The 25577-nt window shown below is 33.6% G+C and carries 17 protein-coding genes; 16 read left to right on the forward strand and 1 reads right to left on the reverse strand.

What is annotated here, in order from left to right; genetic code table 11:
• Window positions 1-20 precede the first annotated feature (20 nt).
• Window positions 21-509, reverse strand: a complete 489-nt coding sequence (locus tag NMK93_RS11885) for a hypothetical protein (protein ID WP_254527476.1) — start codon at window positions 507-509, stop codon at window positions 21-23.
• A 228-nt stretch (window positions 510-737) separates the two neighbouring features.
• On the opposite strand from NMK93_RS11885, the gene NMK93_RS11890 reads away from it, so the two are divergent.
• From NMK93_RS11890 to NMK93_RS11965, 16 genes are all read left to right on the forward strand, one after another.
• Entirely contained in the window at window positions 738-1484 is a 747-nt protein-coding gene (locus tag NMK93_RS11890) for a metallophosphoesterase (RefSeq protein ID WP_254527478.1), read from the forward strand.
• A 282-nt stretch (window positions 1485-1766) separates the two neighbouring features.
• Window positions 1767-3332 (forward strand): type I restriction-modification system subunit M, encoded by a 1566-nt coding sequence (locus NMK93_RS11895; protein WP_254527480.1) that lies wholly within the window; start codon window positions 1767-1769, stop codon window positions 3330-3332.
• Entirely contained in the window at window positions 3304-4503 is a 1200-nt protein-coding gene (locus tag NMK93_RS11900; RefSeq protein ID WP_254527484.1) for a restriction endonuclease subunit S, read from the forward strand. The genes NMK93_RS11895 and NMK93_RS11900 overlap by 29 nt, the downstream gene beginning before the upstream one ends.
• Window positions 4504-4508: 5 nt before the next feature.
• Window positions 4509-5381: a protein adenylyltransferase Fic gene (fic, locus tag NMK93_RS11905; RefSeq protein ID WP_254527490.1), complete on the forward strand. Its 873-nt coding sequence runs from the start codon at window positions 4509-4511 to the stop codon at window positions 5379-5381.
• A gap of 6 nt (window positions 5382-5387) precedes the next feature.
• The gene (locus NMK93_RS11910; protein ID WP_254527492.1) at window positions 5388-8540 is read left to right on the forward strand and encodes a type I restriction endonuclease subunit R; all 3153 of its coding nucleotides are present in this window, start codon (window positions 5388-5390) and stop codon (window positions 8538-8540) included.
• Window positions 8541-8570: 30 nt separating this feature from the next.
• On the forward strand, window positions 8571-9893 hold the full coding sequence (locus NMK93_RS11915) for an ABC-three component system protein (protein ID WP_254527494.1): 1323 nt from the start codon (window positions 8571-8573) through the stop codon (window positions 9891-9893).
• Window positions 9877-10584, forward strand: coding sequence for an ABC-three component system middle component 1 (locus tag NMK93_RS11920; protein ID WP_254527497.1), 708 nt, complete (start codon window positions 9877-9879; stop codon window positions 10582-10584). Before NMK93_RS11915 ends, NMK93_RS11920 begins: the two co-directional genes overlap by 17 nt.
• Window positions 10571-12940 carry a hypothetical protein gene (locus NMK93_RS11925; protein WP_254527499.1) on the forward strand — a complete coding sequence of 790 codons (2370 nt, stop codon included), beginning with the start codon at window positions 10571-10573 and terminating at the stop codon, window positions 12938-12940. Before NMK93_RS11920 ends, NMK93_RS11925 begins: the two co-directional genes overlap by 14 nt.
• A 579-nt stretch (window positions 12941-13519) precedes the next feature.
• Window positions 13520-15862, forward strand: coding sequence for a class I SAM-dependent DNA methyltransferase (locus NMK93_RS11930; RefSeq protein ID WP_254527501.1), 2343 nt, complete (start codon window positions 13520-13522; stop codon window positions 15860-15862).
• Window positions 15863-15865: 3 nt separating this feature from the next.
• Entirely contained in the window at window positions 15866-16870 is a 1005-nt protein-coding gene (gene rhuM / locus NMK93_RS11935; RefSeq protein ID WP_254527503.1) for a RhuM family protein, read from the forward strand.
• The gene (locus tag NMK93_RS11940; RefSeq protein WP_254527506.1) at window positions 16870-18165 is read left to right on the forward strand and encodes a restriction endonuclease subunit S; all 1296 of its coding nucleotides are present in this window, start codon (window positions 16870-16872) and stop codon (window positions 18163-18165) included. The genes rhuM and NMK93_RS11940 overlap by 1 nt, the downstream gene beginning before the upstream one ends.
• Window positions 18166-18190: 25 nt before the next feature.
• Window positions 18191-19003, forward strand: coding sequence for a hypothetical protein (locus tag NMK93_RS11945; protein WP_254527507.1), 813 nt, complete (start codon window positions 18191-18193; stop codon window positions 19001-19003).
• A 21-nt stretch (window positions 19004-19024) separates the two neighbouring features.
• Window positions 19025-19462, forward strand: coding sequence for a hypothetical protein (locus NMK93_RS11950; RefSeq protein ID WP_254527509.1), 438 nt, complete (start codon window positions 19025-19027; stop codon window positions 19460-19462).
• Window positions 19463-19483: 21 nt separating this feature from the next.
• Window positions 19484-21298: a DUF262 domain-containing protein gene (locus tag NMK93_RS11955; protein ID WP_254527511.1), complete on the forward strand. Its 1815-nt coding sequence runs from the start codon at window positions 19484-19486 to the stop codon at window positions 21296-21298.
• A gap of 30 nt (window positions 21299-21328) precedes the next feature.
• Window positions 21329-24343, forward strand: coding sequence for a type I restriction endonuclease subunit R (locus NMK93_RS11960; RefSeq protein ID WP_254527513.1), 3015 nt, complete (start codon window positions 21329-21331; stop codon window positions 24341-24343).
• Between the two features lie 117 nt (window positions 24344-24460).
• Window positions 24461-25567, forward strand: a complete 1107-nt coding sequence (locus tag NMK93_RS11965) for a YaaC family protein (protein WP_254527520.1) — start codon at window positions 24461-24463, stop codon at window positions 25565-25567.
• Window positions 25568-25577: the final 10 nt, after the last annotated feature.

Here is a 25577-nt window from a genome sequence, read left to right on the forward strand (position 1 = left end):
TAAATTAATTTGTGATTGTTCTATGTTTTAGGTGTATCAAATGGATCATCTGCATATAGTTTTTCATCAGGGAATAAATAATCCATCATACAAATCGTAAATTCCCTCATGCCTTCTTCTCGTCTTAAATTTCTTGTTTTTACACACTCATCACATTGGCACCACGGTGCCTCGTAGTGACCACAAGAGAGACACAGAAACTTTATTTTTAATGGATTTGTATTAGGTGAAATCTTGTAAAATAGCTTGCTACCACAATAGCAATCAGCAGTTGACTTTTCGTACGGTAAAAGCTTATAGAAATTCCTTTTATTTAAATCACCTTGTATAGCAAGTTGATTTTTAATCTTTTCAATAGGTGTCCTTTGCTGGTATAACTTTAATGCTAATGCAACTTGATCTTCAGGTAAGTTTTGTAACGCTGACTTTTTGTTCTTGAAGTAATATCTTGTTTGCACCATAATGAAATCTTCTAATGAGAATAAAGAAAGGCGTGAAACTAAGATCATATCCTTATCAGAGGCTTGCGACGGCCCTACAACCAGATAGACTTAGCCCACGCCCATTATGAGGCACGGGCGTAAGTCTATCGCTAAAACGGTTGTAATCTGAAGGTCGCAATTTCTGATAAACCATAACGATAGCTTACGCTGTTTCGTTCAATAAATTATTAGGGTAAAGATAAAGAAATTATGAGTTAAAATGTTGTATTTTGATATGGTGTAACGAATTACAATATGAAAATACAAATAATCAGCGATTTGCATCAAGAGTTTGGTATTACGGAATTGTCTTTTGATAATACTGATGTTGTTGTGATTGCTGGCGACATAAACTTAGGGATAAAGGGATTGCATTGGATACAATCAAGAATTAAAGATAAGCCTGTGATTTATGTGCTTGGGAACCACGAATATTATAAAAGCTCTTATCCCAAAATACTAAATAAACTAAGGACATTGGCTAAAAACACTAACATTCATGTATTGGAAGATTCTTTTTTTGATATTGATGATATTCGATTTCATGGATGTACTTTATGGACAGACTTTTCCATTTTTGGTAATCCGATGGAATATGGTATCATTTGCCAAGCCGTTATGAACGACTATAAGATGATAAAGCGAGATCCTTCTTATTCTAAAATACGGACTATTGATACGTATAAAATTCATCAAGTCTCCCGCAAATGGCTGGACGAAAGTTTGCAAGATTCCAAGAAATCGAAAAATATTGTCATTACGCATCATGCGCCAAGTTTGCAATCTGTTTCGGAACAATATAAAAACGATCCAGTAACAGCTGCTTATGCTTCGAATATGGAAGATTTTATATTAAAGCACCAGGCTGCCTTTTGGATTCATGGCCATATCCATACCCCGACACGTTATCATATTGGCAAAACAGAAATTATTTGCAATCCTCATGGTTATATTGATGAACCCTATAATGGCTATCAAAAGGAATTGATTATTGACGTGTAAAATTAAGCAATTTAAAATTCATTGAAAATCAATGCTTAGATAGTGGGGGATTTCAATTTTAGATTTCGTGGAATCTAAAGGCGATTAAAATGGTTTTTTCTTTTCAATAGCCAGTTATCTTTATTTTACTGCATTGCCTTTTATTATGGTTTACCGTATTATACTAGCTATTTTTTGAGTATATTTAGACCATTTATTAGCATCACTTTTATTATTAGAATTATGAAAATAAAAGATGATTTTAATTCAGCTTTTTGAAGGACAAAAAATTAAATATTTCAGATGACAAGAGAACAAGAGAGAGACCAATTACACCGTGCAATATGGCAGATTGCCAATGATTTAAGAGGAAGTGTTGATGGATGGGATTTTAAATCTTACGTATTAGGCATTTTATTTTATCGTTTTATATCTGAAAATCTAACCTCACATATCAATAAAGCAGAATGGGATACTGGAAATACTTATTTTGATTTTGCAAAACTATCGGATGGTGATGCCGAATTTGGTCGAAAAGATACCGTTTCTGAAAAAGGATTTTTTATTCTTCCATCTGAGTTATTTCAAAATGTACAACGGAATGCGGAAAACAATCCAAACTTAAACGTGGATTTACACCGTATTTTTAAAGATATCGAATCATCCGCTAATGGAACAGATAGCGAAGATGACCTAAAAGGCTTATTTGATGATGTTGATGTCAATAGCAATAAACTGGGTGGCACGGTAGAGCAACGAAATTCACGATTAGCCAAAATTTTAAATGCAATTGCTGGACTAAGATTGGGCGATTATCAAGATAATAATATTGATGCTTTCGGTGATGCGTACGAATACCTGATGACCATGTACGCGAGTAATGCAGGAAAATCAGGAGGAGAGTTTTTTACGCCTCAGGAAGTTTCTGAATTATTAGCTGAAATTACGTTAGTAGGCAAAACACAAGTAAACAAAGTATATGATCCAGCTTGTGGTTCGGGTTCTTTGTTGTTGAAGTTTGCCAAAGTATTGGGTAAAGATAATGTACGTCAGGGTTTTTATGGTCAGGAAGTGAATATCACGACCTACAACCTTTGTCGTATCAATATGTTTTTGCACGATATCAACTTCGAGAAGTTCAATATCAGCCACGGCGATACCTTGATGGATCCGATGCACTGGGATGATGAGCCTTTTGATGCTATCGTGTCAAATCCACCGTATTCCATTAAATGGGAAGGCGATGCCAACCCGCTATTGATTAATGATCCACGATTTGCCCCTGCTGGTGTATTAGCACCGAAGTCTAAAGCCGATTTGGCGTTTACGATGCATATGCTTTCGTGGTTGGCTACTTCGGGTACGGCTGCCATTGTAGAGTTTCCTGGGGTATTGTACAGAGGTGGAGCAGAACAAAAAATTCGTAAATATTTAATTGACAATAATTATGTAGATGCAGTCGTCCAATTACCAGCAGATTTATTTTTTGGTACGTCGATAGCGACTTGTATTATCGTATTGAAGAAAAGTAAAAAGGATAATGCGACCTTATTTATCGATGCTTCTGCCGAATTTGTACGTGGTGGTAATAAGAATAAATTGTCGGACGATAATCGAAAGAAAATTCTGAATGCGTTTATCATTCGTGAAACAGTGGATCACTTCGCGAGATTAGTGCCTAATGAGGAGATCGCACAGAACGATTATAATATTGCAGTAAGTTCGTATGTAGAACAGGAAAATACTACAGAAGCTACTGATATCGTTGCCTTGAATCAACGTATCAAAGAGATTGTAGCTCGTCAGCAGGAATTACGCATTTCTATAAATGCTATTGTCAATGATTTGGAAGGAGTGTGCAATGAGTAAAATAGACGAATTAATTGCTCAATATTGTCCTGATGGGGTTGAATATAAGACTGTTTGGGAAGTTACTGCATGGGATAAAAAGTTTAACTCAGTTGATAATTATAAACAGCCGAAGGTCAGAAAATATAAATATTATTTAGCGAATGAGTTAAAACCAATGATTGTGTCTAATGGTACAATCAAAATTTTAACAACTAATGTATCTGATTTGTTTACTTCTGAAGTTTTCGCTGAAGGGAATGCAATTGAAGATGAGATAATTGCCATTCCATGGGGAGGTAATGCTGTGGTACAATATTACAATGGAAAATTTATTACTTCTGATAATAGAATAGCTGTTGTTAATGAAAATTCAGGTTTATTAACTAAGTTTCTTTATTATATTTTTTTAAAAAATATAGATCTAATTGCGTCATTCTATAGAGGTTCTGGAATAAAGCATCCTAATATGTCAAAAATTTTAGATATGAAGGTTCCCATTCCACCCTTACCAGTTCAAGAAGAGATAGTTTCTATTTTGGATAAATTTACTGCGCTGCAGGCGGAGCTGGAGGCGGAGCTGGAGGCGCGTACGCACCAATACGAATACTACCGTAATGAACTGCTTTCTTTTGAAGGTAAGGATGTGGAGTGGAAGAGTTTGAAGGAAGTAGCATTATTAAAGACAGGTTCACGAAATACTGTTGATGCAATATTAGATGCAGAATTCGACTTTTATGTTAGGTCTCAAGATGTATTAAAAATTGATGGTTATGATTTTGATGATAAAGAATGTATTATAACATCTGGAGATGGTGTTGGAGTTGGTAAAATTTTACATTATGTAAGAGGAAAATATGCACTTCACCAAAGAGCATATAGGATATTAGTTAACAATAGTCTGTTAAGTACTAAATTTTTATACTTTTATATGAAACAAACTTTCTATAAGTATATAATGGGTAATTCAGTTAGTTCGTCGGTAACATCTTTAAGAAAACCAATGTTAGAAAGATATCCAATTCCTATTCCTCCAATAGAAGAGCAAGAGCGCATAGTAGGTATATTAGATAAATTTGATGCTTTGGTCAATGATATTTCTATAGGTTTGCCAGCTGAGATACAAGCACGCAGACAACAGTATGAATATTATCGTGGCAAGTTATTGACTTTTGAACCCTTAACGGCTTAAAGACTATGGATAAAGTTTCGATACGTTTTTTCGATGATCGTGAGGTACGTGCCATTTGGGATGATGAGCAGAGCAAATGGTGGTTTTCGGTATTGGATATTGTTTCCGTGCTGACGGATCAAGATGATTATACCAAAACACGAAATTATTGGAAATACTTAAAAGCGAAGCTGAAGAAAGAGAATAATCAGTTGGTTAGTGCCACTACCCAACTGAAATTGTTAGCATCAGATGGGAAACGATATAAGTCAGATGTGTTAAATTATGAAGGGATTATAGCTTTAGGTAAGACTTTCCCTGGTACTAAAGCCAATCGTTTTATCGAGTGGTTTACTTATAGTGATAAAACCATTGACGGCAAAAGTAAGACGAAAGCCTATGCGCTATTCGAAAGTTCGTTTATTGATAGCATAGAAGTCGGTACAATCAAAGGCCTGCAACAAATTCATGCGTATTTGTTTGGTGGCTTATATGATTTTGCTGGTCAGATTCGTACGAAGAATATTGCTAAAGGCGGTTTTCAGTTTGCTATGGCGCAATTTTTACCCAATACGTTGAAAGACATTGAGGCTATGCCAGATAGTACTTTTGACGAGATTGTAGACAAATATGTAGAAATGAACATTGCACATCCATTCATGGAAGGGAATGGTCGAAGTACACGTATTTGGTTGGATCTAATGCTCAAACGCGCCGAAAAGAAATGTGTGGATTGGAGTAAGATCGCTAAGAATGATTATCATCAAGCGATGATTAAAAGTGTTATGGATAGCCAAGTCTTAAAATCCACCTTAAATGGTGCATTGACTGAGGATATCAATAGCCGAGAAATGTTTATGAAAGGAATTGACTATTCGTATTACTACGAAGAAAATTAATAAAGAATGCCAGTAACCAATTATAACCTCATATCAGAAAATTCGGAATCTACGGTAGTGGCCGAATATACAACCGAATACAAAAGAGAAGTGCATTATCAATCTGAAGCAGAGCTTGAAAAGGCTTTTATAGCCCTATTAGAGAAACAAGCGTATGAATTCGTTACGATTCATTCGAATGCTGAATTGGTTAATAATTTACGTCTACAGCTAGAGAAATTAAACGATTACCAATTCACCGAAAAGGAATGGAAATCGTTTTTTGAAAGTAAACTTTCGAATCCCAATGCGAATATTGAGGATAAAACTCGATTAATACAAGAGGATTATATTCAAGCATTGCAATGTGAAGATGGGTCACTGCGCAATATCTATTTGATCGACAAAAAGAATATCCACAATAACCATCTTCAGGTTATTAATCAATATGAGACTGCTGAAGGAAAACGTGCGAATCGCTATGATGTGACAGTTTTGGTGAACGGTTTGCCGATTGTACATATTGAGTTGAAGAAGCGTGGCGTATCTTTGCAAGAAGCTTTTAACCAAATAGATCGCTATGAGCGTGAATCTTTCTGGGCTGATAGTGGTTTATTTCAGTATGTACAATTGTTTGTTATCTCTAATGGAACATTGACTAAGTATTACAGCAATACCACTCGCTATACGCACCTTAAAGAGAAGGAAAAACAAGGGACTAAAAAATCAAAAACAAGCAATAGCTACGAGTTTACTTCATGGTGGGCAGACGGCAGTAATCGCCCGATATTGGATTTGATGGATTTTGGTAAGACTTTTTTTGCCAAACATTCTATCCTAAATATTATAACCAAATACTGTGTCTTTACATCTGATAAATTGCTATTGGTGATGCGTCCTTATCAGATTGTAGCAACAGAGCGCATTTTGCAGAAAATCAATATATCCTATAATTATAAAAAATATGGGACTATTGATGCAGGTGGGTTTGTATGGCATACGACAGGTTCAGGTAAAACCTTAACTTCATTTAAGACGGCGCAACTAGCTAGCAGATTAAATTTTATAGAAAAAGTAATTTTCGTTGTCGATCGTAAGGATTTGGATTATCAAACCATGAAGGAGTATGACAAATTCGAAAAAGGTGCAGCAAATAGCAATACCAATACGGCAGTATTGAAAAAGCAATTGGATGATCTGAATGCGAAAATCATTATTACGACCATACAGAAATTGTCTATTCTGATTAAAAAGCAAAAGAATCATGCGATATACAGCAAACCAGTAGTTTTTATCTTTGATGAATGTCATCGTTCGCAGTTTGGTGATATGCATGAATCCATCATGAAGACTTTTAAGAAGTACTTTTTGTTCGGTTTTACAGGAACACCAATTTTTGCCAAAAATGCAAATAGTGGAGGTAAAGCACATCTAAAAACGACTATTCAAGCCTTTGGTTGTTATCCGCATGGTGATCCCAATAATTGCCCTGAGGAGAAACATCAATCCGCTATACATACCTATACAATTGTCGATGCTATTGCAGACAAAAATGTATTGCCTTTCCGAGTAGATTATATTCGTACGATAAAAGAGAAAGACAATATTGCAGATCGTAAAGTACGTGATATTAATAGGGAGGAGGTGCTATTATCGCCTAAATATATCGCTAATAATGTCGGTTATATACTAGAACATTTCGATCAAAAGACAATGCGTAATTCGAAGCCTTATTACATGACAGCTTTAGCTAATGTGCATGAGGTAGCATCTGCAAAGGATCGTAATCGAATAGAGGAAATTAAAGAAAAAATTCGTCGTAGCGGGTTCAATTCTATTTTCGCAGTGTCTTCTATTGATGCCGCAAAATTTTATTATGAAGAGTTCAAACGTCAGCAGAAGGAAGTTCCAGAGTTAAGAAAACTTAAGATAGCGACGATATTTAGTTTTGGTCAGAACGATGCCGAAGAAGATGGTGTAGAAGACGAAAATTCAGAATCAACAGAAGGATTAAGTACTTCTCATCGTGACTTCTTGGATCATGCCATTATCGATTATAATTTAGAATTTAAAACCAACTACGATACCTCTCCAGATAAGTTTCAGAACTATTATAAGGACGTTTCTTTACGCATGAAAAATCGAGAGATCGACTTATTAATCGTAGTAAATATGTTCTTAACAGGTTTTGATGCGACAACCTTAAATACACTTTGGGTAGATAAAAACTTGCGTATGCATGGTTTATTGCAAGCATATTCGCGCACTAATCGTATTCTAAACTCGATTAAGACCTTTGGTAATATCATTTGCTTTAGAAATTTGGAGGATGCTACAAATGAAGCTTTAGCATTATTTGGAAATAAAGAAGCTGGGGGTATCGTCTTACTCAAAACTTTCGATGAATACTATAATGGTTACAACGACGGCAAAAAGGATTTAAGAGGTTACAAAGACATGGTAGAAGAGCTTTTAGAGCGTTTCCCTATTGGTGTGCCAATCATAAGTGAAGAGGCTCAAAAAGAGTTTATACGCTTGTATGGAGCTATTCTAAAGCTCGTAAATATCTTACGTTCTTTTGATGAGTTTGCAGGTAATGAAATTCTATCGGATCGAGATTTTCAAGATTATCATGGCATGTATATAGAATTGTACAATCAATTTAGAGGACAAGGTACTGGTGATCGTGAAAATGTAGTTGATGATATCGAATTTGAAATGGAATTGATTAAGCAGGTTGAAATCAATATTGATTACATCCTAATGCTTATCAAAAAATACCATGAAGGTCATTTGAAAGACAAAGAGATTGTCGTAAATATCCAAAAGGCTATTGATTCAAGTGTAGACCTAAGAAATAAACGAGACCTTATCGTAAAATTTGTGGATTCACTAACTGCTTCATCGAATGTAGATGAGGACTGGCAAAAATATGTTGCTGAACAGAAGGAAGCAGAACTCAACCAAATCATTGCTGAAGAGCGTTTGAAAGAAGAAGAAACCAAAACTTTCGTTGATCACTCTTTCAAGAATGGCGAAATCCAATCTGCAGGTACTTCATTTGCTAAAATCTTACCACCTGTTTCAAGGTTTTCACCAACTGGTGATTTAGCCAAGAAAAAAGAAACGGTATTGGAGAAGCTGAAAGTCTACTTTGATAGGTATTTTAATATAAGTTAGAGCTAATTAATAATATTAACATTTTAAATAATGAGTAATAGAAATGCGACCGCAAGCTGGAGTGGATACTCGCATCAAGGTCTGGTTGGAATACTGGTGGCGATTAAGGAAATACGTCGATTAATTAGTGAATATAAACAAGGTGAATTTGGAATTCATTTTTTGGAATATGAAAACAACGAAGATGTAGCGATTTCAAGAGAAGAGATTGGTACAATAAAGGAATTATTGTCTGTACACCAAGTTAAAGCATATTACTCAAAAGGACATTTAATAAATACATATAAATCTGTCTTTACAGGAGCTCCAATTTATCAACGAGAACCAGATGGAACGCTTTCAAAGGACGGTGATGGAAAGAAAATTGAAACAGGGAATTATAATCCTGGTCAATGGTGCAACGGATCAAATTATTTACATGTAGTTGAGAACATAACAAATTGGCCAACGGATAATGATTTTTCTTCTGTCGGAGGAAACCCTAATTCTATCAAAAGATTTGAATATGAAATAGGCGTTTTTCATTGCGGTACGAATCAAATAGACCAATATATTATAGGTCATTTGAAAAGTGCTGATTTTCACGCGGATAATGAAGGGCTAGCTTCAATGGCTCTTAAAAGATTATGTTTTGAACTGGACTCGAAAATTAGGTCTGAACATGCGACAAAAGACTCTAAAAGCGAATATGAAATTAAGTTCAGTTTTGAAGAAATTATGGAAATAATAAACAGTAATGTAGATGTTTCAACGAATGATATTTATATCTGTAGAAAATTATTTTATGATTCATATGATGAAGTAAAAAAGAAATCATCCCTTGACGAAATTGAATTATCAGAGGTTGATAAACTCATTGATCAAATTTATCATGGTTTTTCAGATGAAGATTTTTTACTTTTTATTCGTCGATTAAGCTTGAATAGAAACCCAAAATATCAGTATAATACTCACATGGTGTTCAATCCGGATGGCTTAAAACAGGTGTTTTTTAAGTTGTTATTAAATTTACCTAACATTTACCCTGAAATTATGAAAGAGGAATTTACTCTTCAATACTCTTCATTGAGATATGTATTAACTACCATCATTGAGGAAAAGGAGGATGCAAAAGAGGTAGTACAAAACATTCTTAATAATCTAGATTCTCATAAATTACTTTGGGAAAAAACATCATTAATCAATAAAGAGATCAACGGTACATTTCATGACTTGAATCCTGATTTTTTTGATATTCGAAAAATTGAAGATAAAACAATTGATTTCAAGGGATTTATGCAATATAATGGTTCTACTACATTCGTTTGTAGAGACACCGCTAAAACCAACTTAACCAATGGAAGCAATAATTAAAACTATTCTTTATAATAATAATTTCATTTTTAATGAAGAAATTAATGGATTTCAGGAGGAGAGTAAATCCTATTACTTCGTTAAAAAAATAGATTCTGATCAATTAGAACAAGTAAGGAATAAAACAATATTAAATGAGAGTGAATGGTATCGTGAGTTTCTAACTCATTTCAATCAATCGTGTTCTAAAGAGAATTACCCCGCTTTGGAAAAAAACAGCTCTCTTATTGTTCTCGTTAATTCAGCTAATATAGCAGAAATTGAGCGATTACAAACACAGATATTATTAATTGAAGAGGATCAGTTTTATGTTAAAAAGTATGTGATTGTATATACTTCAGATGCTTTAGAAAAAATTTCAAATTATACATCGAATGAGGAGTTACAAGGTGCAGTAAATAACAAAATAGCTTTTCAAAACATTCTATCGAATGGTCTTAGTAAAGAACAAGAAGATTATTTGTTGCTATTACAAATATTCATCAAATTACCATTCTTGACATTGAAATTTAATGAAGATGAATTTATCACTTTAGAAGAAAAACTGAAGAAAAAATTAGGTGATGATTATTCTATATTTCAAGAACTATTGAAATCTGATGAACAAATTCAGAATCTAGATTTTTCATCTATTGAAAACGAATCTGAAATTAATAACCTACTTACCTTATTGACAAATGATCCGAATTAAAAAACTTTTGATATATAATTTCAAAGGAGTCAAAAACAAAATAATTGTTGACTTTCAGAAAACCAGAAATCAAAATCAGATTCTTTCCGGACCTAATGGTTTTGGAAAAACTACAATTTTTGAAGCGTTAGAGCTGTGTATCACTGGTAAATTTGATAGGATACAAACGTTTAAAGATGTTCAGTTTAAAACTAGAGGTAGAAATAAACCATTCTTTCAAAATACTGATGGGAAAAATGTTGTAATTAAGTTACTGATTGAAAAAGATTATCAAGAAATTGTCATAACAAAGTTATATGATGACGTAAATTCACCAAAACGAGCGACTATTGCTAAAGATTTTATTCCTGAAGACTCTCATTTTTTCTTTTCAACTTATCTTTCAGAAGGAGGTCATAACTTCATATCTTTAGATATAGATCAAAATCAATTGGTAGATCAAAATAAAATCAATGATTTATTTCTTGGTAATGATGCTAAAGTTGGTCTCGATTCAATTTATTATCTGTTTAATTATATTCAACAGGAAGATAGTATACGATTTCTCAAATTAAAAGAGGATGTAAAAGGTTCGTCACTTGCTTTTTTATTCAACATTGAAAAAGAGGAAAGAGAACAATCACAACTACAGTTAGTTGTGGGGAATTTCAGAAATCAAAAAATTGCTCTTGATAGAGAAATTACTATTCTCGAATCATCGCAAACGGAGGAGCAGAATTTAGAGTATCAAAAGTTATTTGAACAAAAAGAATTCAATTTTGATAAATCGGAGCCTTTTGAAAATTTGGCAGAAGCAAACGGACTGATTTCCCAACACATTGAAGAACTTGATAAATTAATTATTTTCAAAGCAAATTTCAATCCAGAGGAATATAAAAAATCATTAGTTTTTGATGAAATCAATAATCAAATTTTGGCTAATCAAACATTATTAAATTCTATACTTATTTCAAATTTATATGATCAAATTTTAATCGAACAATTAAATTCAAAAAACTCGAAAATCACACAATACGTTAAACTTTTAGAATTAAAAGAAGATCAATCAATTTCCCCAGAAACAATACAGGAATTCTTTGATGACGAGCAAAAAATAAAGTATGAAGTGTTAGAAACAAAAATTACGGCTATTGATAAAGATTTAGGAGAAATAGGTTTAATAATTTCTAATTTAGTTTCTGCAAATGAAACGGTATGGACTCATTATCAGAATGCATTAGAAAAAGATCAGTTATTTGACAATCATTGTCCTCTTTGTAATTCAGATTTCAACAATACTCAAGAACTTACTGAATCATACGAGAAACAAATAGAGAATCTTAAAAAATTCAATCAAGACAAAATTGATGAAAAAGAAAAATTGCTTGAGGAATTAAAACAATTTCACACAGTTATTAAAACTAAGATTAATGATTATTTAAAAGAGAATAGAACAACAGAAGCTTCAATTATTACACTATTACGGAATTATCCAAATTTACAGACTAAAATAGATAATATTAAAGAACGTTTCTTAAAAATAGATTTTGGTTTTTCATTAGAAATTTTCTTAACCACGTTACCCAATAGTGTATCTAGTTTAGATACTAAAAGAGATGAACTGAAAAATTATTTTGAAAATGTTTTGTTGAACCAGTACAAATATGAAGATCAAAAAATTCAAAACAAAGAATTATACTCGACCTATTTCGATAACGAAGAGGAGCAATTGAATCTGGTTTCTGTTGATTTGCTTAAACAAAAAAAGAAATATCTTCATTTCAAACTAGGCTTACTATCGAACGAAAGACTCTTATTTTTAAAGGAAAGAGTAGATAAACTTACAACACTACTCGATCGTTTACAATCAATAAACGATACTGTTTTCCAAACTTTAAAAAATCATAAAGCAGAAATGATTGAAAAAATCAAAATTCCATTCTTTGTATATTCAGGTAAGATTTTACAAAATTACCAGCAAGGTTTCGGAATTTTCATAGACATTTCGCAAACTGATCAACGAAATAATGTTGTTCTTAAAACAGGGAAAGATTCAGATCACGATATTGTATTTCATTTGAGTGCTGGACAGATGGCTGTTGTTTCTTTAGCATTTTGTTTGTCTCTAAATAAAGTATACAATACGAATGAGAACTTTAAATTATTAGCAATTGACGATCCAATTCAAACAATGGATAATCTAAATGTACACTCTTTTATTGAGCTTCTCAGAAATGAATTTTCAGATTACCAAATAGTCCTTTCAACACATGATGATTTTATCTCACGCTATATGAGCTACAAATTTGAAAAGTTTAATATAAAAACATCGATTCAAAATGTACAGGATCTAGTGTTGGAGGGTACAATAAATTAGTTGCAACTATTCATTTTACCGACTACAAACTAACCCTTGTAGTCGGTGAAATAAAAATATTGAAATCGGTTAAAAATAAAATAAACACCTAATTAGCAGGTAGATAAGCATTGGTCACTTCATTTTGTAGCCATGTAGTCACGTAGTCGGTAAATTTTCAACTCTATATAACTCCGTACATGTGTCTCTCAAAAAAAGAATTTGGTGAAATAACAAGCGAAATTACTTCAGATGTTGAAAACTTATTTTTCTCTAAAATAACTGTTCTTTTGCTACACCTTGATAACCTCTAACATACTGAAATTTAAACACTTGTTAGTTATTGTATCGGGAAGTAAGTCTGTTAAATAATATCAAATTAATTTGATTTAACTCCATTATAAAATTTAGTAAAATCCTATATCTCCTTACATACTAATTATTACAAAATAATTTTAATCTAAATCAATTTAGAATTAATAGACCTTATTGTTTTATAAAATTTCATATCAAGAAATTCTTACGGATTCCCATAATGAAATGGAATAGAAAAATGTTAATTTGCCATAATACATCAACTTATTTTTATTTTACTAAAGAATGAATCATATTGCACATAATAAATTAGTTAGCTTTATTTGGTCAATTGCAGACGATTGTTTGCGTGATGTTTATGTCCGAGGAAAGTATCGAGATATTATCCTCCCTTTTGTGGTTTTACGTCGTATTGATTCCTTATTAGAAACTACTAAAGCAGCAGTTTTGGAAGAATTACGTTACCAGCAAGAAAATATTAGCACTATAGATTTAGATGCAAGTAGTCTGCAAGAAGCATCAGGCTATGTTTTTTACAACACCTCATCATGGACGATGGAAAAGCTCAAAGGTACGGCCACTAATTCTCAACAAAAATTGGTCGCAAATTTTGAGGAATATCTTAATGGATTCTCTGCTAATGTAAAAGAGATTATTGAGAAATTTAAGCTTAAGTCCCAAATTCGACATATGGCAACAAAAGATGTCTTGCTTGATGTATTGGAAAAATTTACCTCCCCTTATATCAACCTTACACCTTTAGAGAAGAACGACCCTGAAGGGAGACCATTGCCTGCACTCTCAAACCTTGGAATGGGTTATGTATTTGAGGAATTGATCCGTAAATTCAATGAAGAGAATAATGAGGAGGCAGGAGAACACTTTACACCAAGGGAGGTAATCCAACTAATGACCACTTTGGTATTCGAACCAATAAAGGACCAACTACCAAATATTATTACCATTTATGACCCTGCGTGTGGGTCTGGAGGAATGCTTACCGAAAGTGAAAACTACCTCATAGATGAAGAGAGCAAAATAGGCTATACAGGTGATGTTTACCTGTATGGCAAAGAAATTAATGATGAAACCTATGCGATTTGTAAGTCGGATATGATGATCAAAGGTAAAAATCCTGAGAATATTCGTGTTGGCTCTACACTATCGACCAATGAGTTTTCTAACATGAAGTTTGATTTTATGCTGTCGAATCCACCCTACGGAAAATCTTGGGCTTCGGAACAGAAATATATAAAAGATGGAAAAGATGTTATTGATAATCGTTTTCAAATCAAACTCAAAGACTACTGGGGCAATTGGGAAACGGTAGACGCTACGCCACGCTCTTCAGATGGTCAATTATTGTTCCTGATGGAGATGGTGGATAAAATGAAAGCACCTACATCTAATCGTGTAGGTTCGCGTATTGCTTCCGTTCACAATGGGTCTTCACTATTTACAGGAGATGCTGGCTCGGGAGAGAGCAACATTCGACGTTATATCATCGAGAATGATCTGCTGGATGCTATTGTTCAGCTTCCCAATAACTTATTTTACAACACAGGCATTACAACCTATATCTGGTTGCTTAACAATAATAAAAGCAAAGAGCGAATAGGCAAAGTACAATTGTTGGATGCCAATAACTTATTTCAGAAGCTACGAAAGAATTTAGGCAATAAGAACTCAGAGTTTTCGCCAGAACAAATTTCACAAATAGCACAAGCTTATTTGGAGAATTGGGACACGAATCCAAAAGATTCAGCTTTAAAAATCAAGCAATTCCAAAATATGGACTTTGGATATTACAAAGTAAATATCGAGAGACCTAAACGGCTAAAGGGTCAATTTACCAAGGAGGCTTTGGACGTGCTACGTTTCGATAAAGGATTACAAGTACCTATGCAAGCCTTGTATGAGGCCTATGGTGACTTGGTATATGCAGGCTTAGATACGCATGCCGAGGAGATCAGCAAACGTGCAGAAAAGGAAGAATGGGGATTGAATAAAAAGCAAATTAGCAAATTAATTGATAAGTCAACATGGCTAAAGCCAAAGGCATTATACGATGCTGCACTTCAACTTTGGCAATATGTAGGTGATGCTGTCTTTATGGATTTCAACGCTTTTAGTAGTGTGATCGATGAGCAAGTGAAATTGCAAAAGATGGGCTTAGGGGCGACTGAAAAGAAAACTATATTGAATGCGATATCAATCTATGACGCTGAGGCGGAGAAAGTCATCAAAAAGATTGAAAAATTACAAGGTGATAAATTGCATCAGCTGTTGAATCATTTAGGCTGTGGTGAAGAGGATTTGCCTTACTTTGGCTATTATGCGACAAGCAAGTCCGGAGAGTATATTATATACGAGACGGAATCTGATTTACGTGACAGCGAACAAATTCCGTTGAGCGAAACGATATTAACCTATTTCAAACGTGAAGTAGTACCACATGTTGAGGAAGCGTGGATTAACTTAGATTCTGTGAAGATTGGTTACGAAATCTCCTTCAATAAATATTTCTATCAACATACGCCTTTGCGTGCGTTGCAAGACATTACCAAAGATCTATTGGCTTTGGAAGAACAAAGCGATGGTTTATTAGCAGATATTCTAAAGTTTTAAGCGATGGAACAAGCTACTAATATTTTAATATATCAAACGGAAGATGGGGTTACGAAAATAGAAACCCGTCTAGAAAATGAAACGGTTTGGCTCACGCAAGCGCAGATGGCTGAATTGTTTCAGAAAGCAAAGTCAACGATTAGCGAACATATCAAAAATATATTTGAGGAAGGTGAATTGGTGGAAGATTCAGTTGTTCGGAATTTCCGAACAACTGCTACAGATGGGAAAAATTATGACACCAAATTTTACAACCTCGACGTAATCATATCGGTAGGTTACCGTGTGAAAAGCTTGCAAGGAACCAAATTTCGTCAGTGGGCGACACAGCGTTTGCGTGAGTACATCGTGAAAGGTTTTACGATGAACGACGAATTGCTCAAGCAAGCAGGTGGTGGTAATTACTTTGATGAATTATTGGCCCGTATACGTGATATACGTTCTTCGGAAAAAGTGTTTTGGCGCAAGGTTTTAGATATTTATGCTACCAGTATTGATTACGACCCGAAAGCAGAAAGTTCACAACTGTTTTTTAAGACAGTACAAAACAAGATGCATTTTGCAGCGCATGGACAAACGGCTGCTGAAGTGATTTTTCATCGTATTTCGACAGATAAACCAAATTTGGGATTAACGCATTTTAAAGGAGCTAAACCAACGAAAGAAGAGGTTACAACGGCTAAAAATTATTTGACCGAGGAGGAGTTGAATATCTTGAACCGCGTAGTAACAGCTTATCTCGAATTGGCCGAGTTGCAAGCCTTGAATCGTAAACCCATGTACATGAAAGACTGGATTGCGCGTTTGGATGATTTTATTCGCATGACAGGAAATGAAGTGTTGGACAATGCGGGTACAGTGAGTCATCAGCAGATGTTGAAGAAGGCAGAACAAGCTTATGCTGCCTACAAGGCGCAAACACAAGATGAACTCTCTCGTGCTGAACAAGATTTCGTGAAATTTATTGACCAAACCGCTAAACAGCTGGAGCAAAAGAAAAAGAACTAATGCAAACATACGATTCATACAAAAACTCGGGTATAGACTGGCTGGGAGAAATTCCAAGTCATTGGGAGCTTATTAAGAGTAAATTCATAAATAAAATATTTTACGGAGATAGTTTAAACGATTCCCAGAAGAAGAAATATGAAAGTTCTGATGTTACAGAATTAGCTTATATATCTTCAAAGGATATTGATGTAAACTATTCTACAATCAATTATGATAATGGTCTAAGAATTTCTGATTTTCAAAATTTTAAAGTCGCACCACAAAAATCTTCTTTAATATGTATTGAAGGAGGGAGTGCTGGACGAAAGATTGCCTTTACTAAACAATCCGTATGTTTTGTAAATAAATTAGCTTGCGTAAATACAAATAATGATAATAATTCAAAGTTTATATATTACTCGCTAAAAGGTAGAGTATTTCAACATCAATTTAAAAACTCTTTAAGCGGTTTAATTGGTGGTGTTGCAATTTCTGCTATAAATAATTTCATTTATACCCTCCCCCCAATCTCTGAGCAGGAAGCCATTGCAGCTTTTTTGGATGAGAAATGTGGGAAGATTGATGAACTCGTTTCGGTAAAAGAACAGCAAATAGCCTTATTAAAAGAACGCCGCCAAGTAGTCATCCACGAAGCCATAACCAAAGGCATTCAACCGAATGTTGAATTAAAAGATTCTGGTATCGATTGGATTGGTGAAATACCGAGCCATTGGGAGGTGAAGAGGTTGAAGAATATATTGAAAGAAAGAAATGAAAGATCTAAGTTTGGTAATGAACCGCTTTTAATGATGAGTCAAACACATGGATTAGTACCGAGAAAAGACTTTCATGAGAAGGAGCAAGTTGCAAAAACCAATGAAGGAAATAAAATTGTTATGCCAAATGATTTGGTTTTTAATAAACTCAAACCGCATTTAGGAGTATTTTTCAAGAATTCGAATGGTATAATTGGTATCGTTAGCCCTGATTATGCGGTGTACTATTCTAAAATTATTTATGATATAAAATATTTGGAATATTTGTTTAGAACACCAGACTATATTAAACAATTTATTATTAAATCAAGTGGAATAGTTGAAGGTTTGGTTAGACTCTACACTACTGAACTATTTAGTTTACATGTGGCTTTACCTCCATACTTTGAACAAAAGATAATACTTGAGTTTATTGAAGAGCAAACGGAAAAAATAGACCAAGCCATTGCCTTGAAAACCGAACAAATCGAAAAACTCAAAGCCTACAAGCAAAGCCTCATCAACGAGGTGGTTACTGGTAAGGTGAAAGTAGCGTAAGGCTAAGATTCTTTATTAACCAATTATGAATTTAAATATGAAAGGAAAATCTGAATTTTCAGTAACAGAAGCTGCGCAAATAGAAATGCTGATTGAGCAAAAACTAAGAGCTACTAGCAACGAGCAAAAAAAAATACGCAATAAAATAAGAGCCTTAGGCTTTTATGCAACGGACTGGGGAATTGGAAGTGGGTATACAGTTGCTGATTTTCGTCGAGTAGTTAAGGTTTTAGGAAATGATGATAAATCTTTCTTTCAGCCACCTATTTCAAAATCAATAGTGTCTCAAACTAAATCTGAGGATATAACAAATAATATTTATGATACGATCAATCTAAATCACAATAAACCTATAATACCACAATTGAATGAATTGGGTTTTAAAGGCTTTGTTACTATTGAGGCTATCAAGAATACTAGTTACCAAACTCTTCCTAAAGTGAGAGGAGTATATATTATTCTTTATTCTACAGAATTACCAGAGTTTATTTCAATAGGTTCAGGCGGAGCATTCAAGGGTAGAAATCCAAACGTTCCTATAGATGATTTGCAATCCAATTGGGTAAACAACTCCCCTATACTATATATAGGTAAGGCTGGTAGCGAAACAGGCACTGCGACAATACATTCAAGACTTAAGCAGTATTTCCAATTTGGAGAAGGAAAACCAGTTGGTCATTGGGGTGGCAGGTACATTTGGCAGCTTGCTAATGCTGATAATTTAATTATTTGTTGGCTTGAATTACCAAATGGAATTCCTGCAAAAATAGAAACTGCATTAATCAAAGAATTCAGTCATTATTATGGTCAACGACCATTTGCCAATTTGAAGGATTAATAATTACACAGATTTTAAATTATGACAGAACCAAGTCTAGAAAATATTTTTGACTCGCTACCATTCAATTTTAAGACGCCGATGCGTTTGAGTTATGTATTTACAGATTGTTTCGAAGTAGAACGATCTAAATATTTGAGCCAATTCCTTTCTGTACAAACAGGAATTGTACCTGCTCCATCTTTTGTAAGTCCGAGGGAATTATTTGAGTTTTTAAAAGCCCATCATCAAATGTCATTGTATTTTGAAGATGAAATCTTATACAAGCGTATAGAGTATATTCGTTTGTTGGAGGGTGCGATTTGTGCAAATGACTTAGGAAAGCCATGGTCTGTATGTTATAATGAAGATAGTTTCGAGTTTAAAGGCAAAATATTAATAGCGAGTAAACTTAGTAAAGAAGAATTAAAGAATAGTGAAAAATTACACTATATATTGAGAGATAGTATAGTGATTTAAGATAATAACCAATTATAAATAATGGAAGTTAAAGCAGAAGTAAAAAGTATTAGTCGACTGAAGGACTATTTCTTCATTGTACCTGACTATCAACGTGAGTATGTTTGGAAAGCGGACAATCAAGTAGAGCAATTTTTAATAGATATAGAGAATGAATACGAACCCTTCTCTTCTCATCCTAGTAGCTATTTTATAGGCTCGATTATTATAGTAGAGAATAAGGGGAAATACGATGTAATAGACGGTCAACAGCGTTTAACGACAATTATGTTGTCTCTTTGTGCATTTCGTGATTTGTTACACACTATAGATTTAGATAGCAAACAAAAAAAATACTTAAAAAATGTAGAAGAATTACTTACTGATTTTGATTTAGAATCAGATAGAGAACAATTACGTTTGGAATTGCAATATGAAGAAAGTAGTGGTTTTTTAGGAAAATTAATCAATAATGAAGACTATACTGATGTTTACACATCTTCTGTTGAACGTATGCAAGAAGCGTACTTGAAGGTAAAAAGCTCATTTAGCCAAATCCTTGATGAAGGAACAGATAATCTATTAGATTATGTGAAATACTTTTTGACAAGAGTAGAGTTAGTTATCATAGAGTCAGAAAATTTAAGTAGTGCACTTAAAATATTTGAAACAATAAATCAGCGAGGGGCGGGATTAAATGCAATGGATTTAGTGAAGAATTTACTCTTTGCTAAAGCTAATGAGGCTGATTTTCAAAAGATAAAACATATATGGAAAGAAATCATGTTAAATCTGCAGCAGTGTAGAGAAGACTCATCTCCATTACGTTTTTTAAGATATTTTGTCATAGCTAGATATCATAATGGTATTATTCGTGAAGATGAATTATATAGATGGTTCATCTCAAAAGAAGGTGTAGAGGCACTTAATTACGAAAAGAATCCATTAGGTCTCGCCAAAGAGCTGAAAGCAATGTCAAAGCGATATTCTGATTTAGTAATAGCTACTGAACTCGTTAAAGATGGCGGTCAATTCCCTAATGTCACTAGCATTGGCTATGTAAATAAATATAGATCCAGACAGCATTTAATATTATTGTTGGCACTAAGTGAACAAGCCGAAAATGCATGTATCGAATACTTGGCAAAACAACTAGAAAGTTTATTCTTCTATTCAATCACGCTTAATATTCAAGCAAAGGCAAACGAAACGAATTTTACGAAGTGGGCTGTAAAATTACGTGGTAAAAAAACAGTTGACGAAATTATACCATTAGTTGACGAAGAATTTATTCCTTATTTGACAGAAAGGTTAGCAGAATTTAAAAATAGATTTAGAACCATTTCTCATTTACACTATAGTCCATTATACAGAGAACGATATATTTTAGGAAAGCTTGAAAATACAATTCGTGACAAATGTAATTTACCATTGCAAGGAAATGATTATATTAATAGTCTTCAAATAGAACATATTTACCCGCAAACCCCTAAGAATGAAATAATTCCAAATGAATTTACTGACCTGCAAGATTATAAATATTTTACATATCGTCTAGGAAACACAACTTTATTAGAAGGTATGATTAACCAAGCTGTAAACAATTTTAATGATTTAGATTCAGATTGGTATGAGAAAAAGAAATCTGAATATGCAAAATCGGATCTTATATCAACAAAATTATTGGATAATAAATACTCAGTAGGAGTTCATACAGCATTAAATAGATTCAAGTCTGAAATAAATTTTGAATTTGATTATTGGAATAAAGAAAGTATAGATAAAAAGCAAAACATTATGCTTGATTTAGCTTTCGAAACCTGGAAGATAAACGGAAAGAATATTAATAAGATTTAATTTTTTTTATCATATACTTATTGATTAGTCATGACCTCAAAATACAACGAACAAGCATTAGAATCATCAATAGAAAAACATCTAACAGGCTATACGGTAGAAGAGCTGAAAGAGAGGTCTTTGTCGGTAAATTCTTTTTATGAATCTGAAGGAAGCTACCTGACTGGCAAAAACTATTATATCGGGTCCCCTTTAGATTTTGATAAGCGATATGCACTTGATACTAAACGTTTTTGGGATTTCTTGGAAAAGACCCAAGCAAAGGAATTGGCTAAGTTAAAGGTGAGTAGTGATTGGAAACTGAAAATTCTGGAGCGTTTTGACCGTAAGGTAAAAAAAGATGGAGTACTAAAGCTACTGAAGAAAGGATTGGAAGTTGATAATGCCTATTTCAATTTATTTTATGAAGCGCCAAGTGCAAGTTCAGCACAATCCATTCGAGAGAATTTTGAAGTCAATCAATTTTCTATAACAAGGCAGGTTCATTATTCATCTGTTAACCCAGGAGAAGAAATAGACATGGTGTTATTTGTGAATGGCATCCCTTTATGTACTATTGAGTTAAAAAATGAATGGACAGGTCAAACAGCTGCTGTTCAAGGTATCAATCAATATAAGTTTGCTCGGGACCCTTCACAGCCATTGCTGCAATTTGGTCGTTGTTTAGTTCACTTCGCTGTGGATACAGATGAGGTATTTATGACCACGAAATTGCAGGGTAAGGAAACATTCTTTTTACCTTTCAACAAGGGAAATAATTATGGAAAGGGAAATCCTGTCAATCCAAATGGACATAAAACGGCATATCTTTGGGAAGAGATTTTTAACAGGGAGCAGTTAGCACAGATTATACAGCACTATATGCTGTTAGAAGGCAAAGACAAAGACCCATTAACAAAGAAATATTATATATTCCCCCGATACCACCAATTGGATGTCGTTAGAAAACTTATTTCCGATGTACACGAAAAAGGTATTGGAGAAACATATTTAATTCAGCACTCGGCAGGATCTGGAAAATCCAATTCAATTACATGGTCAGCTTTCCAACTGATTGAGGTGGAAAATAACGAAGGAAGGCCGATGTTTGATTCAGTGATTGTTGTCACGGATAGGAGAATTTTGGACAGGCAATTGCGAGAAAATATTAGATCCTTTTCTGATGTCAAAAATATTGTAGCACCTGCCTTTTCCTCCACAGATCTGAAACGGTCTTTGGAGTCTGGAAAGCGAATTATTATCACGACTATCCAGAAGTTTCCTCATATTTTGGATGGCATTGACACTATGAATGATAAACGATTTGCTATTATTATTGACGAAGCACATAGTAGTCAAGGTGGATCAGCCTCAGATAAGATGAATCAAGTTTTGGGTGCGATAGAATCAAATGAAGAAGGTGAAGTAGATGCCCAGGACCTAATAGTTCGAGCCATGCAAGCTCGAAAAATGCGTAAAAACGCATCTTATTTTGCTTTTACTGCAACCCCCAAAAATTCTACTTTGGAGCGTTTTGGAACTAAACAACCTGATGATACATTTAAACCTTTTCATTTATATTCGATGAAGCAGGCAATTGAGGAAGGTTTTATTTTAGATGTTATTTCCAATTACACAACCTACAAAAGCTACTATCAGCTGCATAAATCGATTGAAGATAATCCAGAGTTCAATACAAAGAAAGCTCAACGTAGATTGAAAGGTTTTGTTGAAAAAGATCCGCGAACTATCAAGGCCAAAGCACAGATCATAATAGACCATTTCATGGAAAAAGTCTTTTATAAAAAAACTCTGCATAACAAGGCTAAAGCTATGGTCGTAACACAAAGTATTGAATCGGCTATTCGATATTATAAAACACTTAAGGAATTGAATGCACAGAAGGGTTCTCCAATTAAGATTATTATCGCTTTTTCGGGAGCTAAAACTGTAGACGGTATAGAATATACCGAGGCTATAATGAATGGTTTTCCAGAATCTGACACCAAAGACGAATTTGACAAGGACGAATATCGTATTCTGGTTGTTGCTAATAAATATTTAACAGGCTTTGACCAACCTAAGTTGACAACCATGTATGTTGACAAGAAATTGCAGGGTGTACTCTGTGTGCAGGCTTTGTCACGGTTGAACCGATCTGCACCAAAACTAGGTAAGAAAACTGAAAATCTATTTGTATTAGATTTCTTTAATGATAGTTCAGACATTAAATCCTCATTTGATCCATTCTATACTTCTACAACCTTGAGTTCAGAAACGGATGTCAATGTTTTGCATGATCTCAAAGATGCATTAGATGAAACGAGTATATATGAATGGGGTGAAGTGGAAGATTTCAATACAAAGTTCTTCAAGAGTGTTCCTGCAGATCAGTTAAGTCCAATTATAGATACTGCGGCTCAACGTTTTAATAAGGTTTTAGAACTAAATGAGGAAGAAAAGGCAGACATTAAAATTAAAGCTAAACATTTTGTAAAGGTGTATGGTCAATTGGCGGCCATTATCTCATTTGAGAATATGAATTGGGAGAAACTTTTCTGGTTTCTAAAGTTCTTGATTCCAAAGATGCAAGTGAAGCAACGCGAAGAAGATCTTTTGGATGAGTTACTGGAGTCTGTAGACTTATCTACTTATGGAATTGAACGTGTACGATTAAACGAAAAATTAAGTCTGGATGATTCCGAATCGGAGTTAGATCCAACTAATTCGAATCCTAGAGGAGCACATGGAACAGATGATAAGTCTGAGCTGGATAGTATCATTCGAGAATTTAATGAACGCTGGTTTGCAAATTGGGATGCTACACCTGATGATAAGCGTTTGTTCTTTCAGACTTTTGTGGAGAAAATTCAGCAGCATCCTGATTATGAATCAAAGTATTTGAATAACCAAGATAACTATACACGTGATATTGCTTATAATAAGATTTTAGATCAGGTTGCCTTGCAAATGCGTAAAGTACAGTTGGACTTTGCGAAGCAATGGCTAGATAATCATTTTAAACAGGATTTTAAATTGAGTACACAAAGAGCAATAGGGAGGTAAATTTATTTTAATGAGAATATTTCTTGAACAGATTAAATTATACACTATTTCAATAAACTTATTGATGCAATAAAATTAACTTATTCCTTTATATGATTTACAATTAATAAATAAATTATGAAATTAGAAGAAATTGGGGAGATGGCACTAAGAGATTATAGACCTGTAAAATACTTTCCATTTAATAATGAAGCAGGTTCGGCTTTTATTCTTACATCTGAGCCCTTTAATTATTTAGAAGCATTTTTATCTAGTGAACTATCATCTGTAAAAAGAGATGCAAAAAAAAGAAAAGAAAATTTACGAAAGTCTATTTACTTCACAAAGCTCTCACAAGATTTTTATAATTCATCACTGACTGCAGCAATGCCTTCTAAAGGGACATTATTATATTATTCATTTATTAATTTGGTAAAGGTCTATTTAATACAAAATGGTTATGACCTAGAGAAAAAGGTTGAACATCATGGATTAAGTTTACCTCCGAATAGTAAAGAGACATTGAAGTTGGCAAGTTTAAATGGTTCAGGTATTTCTATTTTCCATGAATTTGCAAAGACTTTAGATTGGGAAATAAGCAACAAAGACGGAGTAGATATAACTTTTAGTGATTTATTAAGAGATTTACCAGAAATTCATGAAATTTCCTATGCATTAGGTTTATTTCCAGGAACTAAGAGAAAATTTTTACCAGTAGATATTCAAATTCGTACAGATAGAACTCGGAAAAAAATTTATTTGACTTTATCTTATGAAAAAAAATTTGATAAATTGATGAATACTACAAAGTTATACAAAGGTAAATTCAATGACCTATTTGAAAAACTAGATATAATAGATGATAACCGTTGTCATCACTTTAAATCAAAGTTAGTTCTAAAATACACTTACAATTCATCCAGGAGTTGGAAAATTTGCTATCCTAAGCTTCTTAAGAATATCAAGGAGTTAGGAATTTTCCCAATGATTACGAGATCTGGATATAGGTTTTATTTGGACTTAGAAAATTCTAGGCTGCATAGACTAAATAGTATTTTAGGTTTTGCATTTTATTTAGGAACTGTAGCAAGGTACCGCCCAACATTAAATGAGGAAATCTTAAAGGGAGAGTACCAAGCAGCAATTAATGAAGCAATTGTCTCATGCCCCAATCAGTTTTTTTACATATTAGTTAGTTACATAACCAAACAAGTTTGTGCTATTCCAATGGCTAAAATAAATTAATATAGAAACT

The sequence above is a fragment of the Sphingobacterium sp. LZ7M1 genome (assembly GCF_024296865.1).
Taxonomy (GTDB): Bacteria; Bacteroidota; Bacteroidia; order Sphingobacteriales; family Sphingobacteriaceae; genus Sphingobacterium.

Coding starts and splice junctions, on each gene's coding strand:
- NMK93_RS11885 (WP_254527476.1), bottom strand. CDS start 509: ATGATCTTAGTTTCACGCCTTTCTTTATTCTCATTAGAAGATTTCATT.
- NMK93_RS11890 (WP_254527478.1), top strand. CDS start 738: ATGAAAATACAAATAATCAGCGATTTGCATCAAGAGTTTGGTATTACG.
- NMK93_RS11895 (WP_254527480.1), top strand. CDS start 1,767: ATGACAAGAGAACAAGAGAGAGACCAATTACACCGTGCAATATGGCAG.
- NMK93_RS11900 (WP_254527484.1), top strand. CDS start 3,304: ATGATTTGGAAGGAGTGTGCAATGAGTAAAATAGACGAATTAATTGCT.
- fic (WP_254527490.1), top strand. CDS start 4,509: ATGGATAAAGTTTCGATACGTTTTTTCGATGATCGTGAGGTACGTGCC.
- NMK93_RS11910 (WP_254527492.1), top strand. CDS start 5,388: ATGCCAGTAACCAATTATAACCTCATATCAGAAAATTCGGAATCTACG.
- NMK93_RS11915 (WP_254527494.1), top strand. CDS start 8,571: ATGAGTAATAGAAATGCGACCGCAAGCTGGAGTGGATACTCGCATCAA.
- NMK93_RS11920 (WP_254527497.1), top strand. CDS start 9,877: ATGGAAGCAATAATTAAAACTATTCTTTATAATAATAATTTCATTTTT.
- NMK93_RS11925 (WP_254527499.1), top strand. CDS start 10,571: ATGATCCGAATTAAAAAACTTTTGATATATAATTTCAAAGGAGTCAAA.
- NMK93_RS11930 (WP_254527501.1), top strand. CDS start 13,520: ATGAATCATATTGCACATAATAAATTAGTTAGCTTTATTTGGTCAATT.
- rhuM (WP_254527503.1), top strand. CDS start 15,866: ATGGAACAAGCTACTAATATTTTAATATATCAAACGGAAGATGGGGTT.
- NMK93_RS11940 (WP_254527506.1), top strand. CDS start 16,870: ATGCAAACATACGATTCATACAAAAACTCGGGTATAGACTGGCTGGGA.
- NMK93_RS11945 (WP_254527507.1), top strand. CDS start 18,191: ATGAATTTAAATATGAAAGGAAAATCTGAATTTTCAGTAACAGAAGCT.
- NMK93_RS11950 (WP_254527509.1), top strand. CDS start 19,025: ATGACAGAACCAAGTCTAGAAAATATTTTTGACTCGCTACCATTCAAT.
- NMK93_RS11955 (WP_254527511.1), top strand. CDS start 19,484: ATGGAAGTTAAAGCAGAAGTAAAAAGTATTAGTCGACTGAAGGACTAT.
- NMK93_RS11960 (WP_254527513.1), top strand. CDS start 21,329: ATGACCTCAAAATACAACGAACAAGCATTAGAATCATCAATAGAAAAA.
- NMK93_RS11965 (WP_254527520.1), top strand. CDS start 24,461: ATGAAATTAGAAGAAATTGGGGAGATGGCACTAAGAGATTATAGACCT.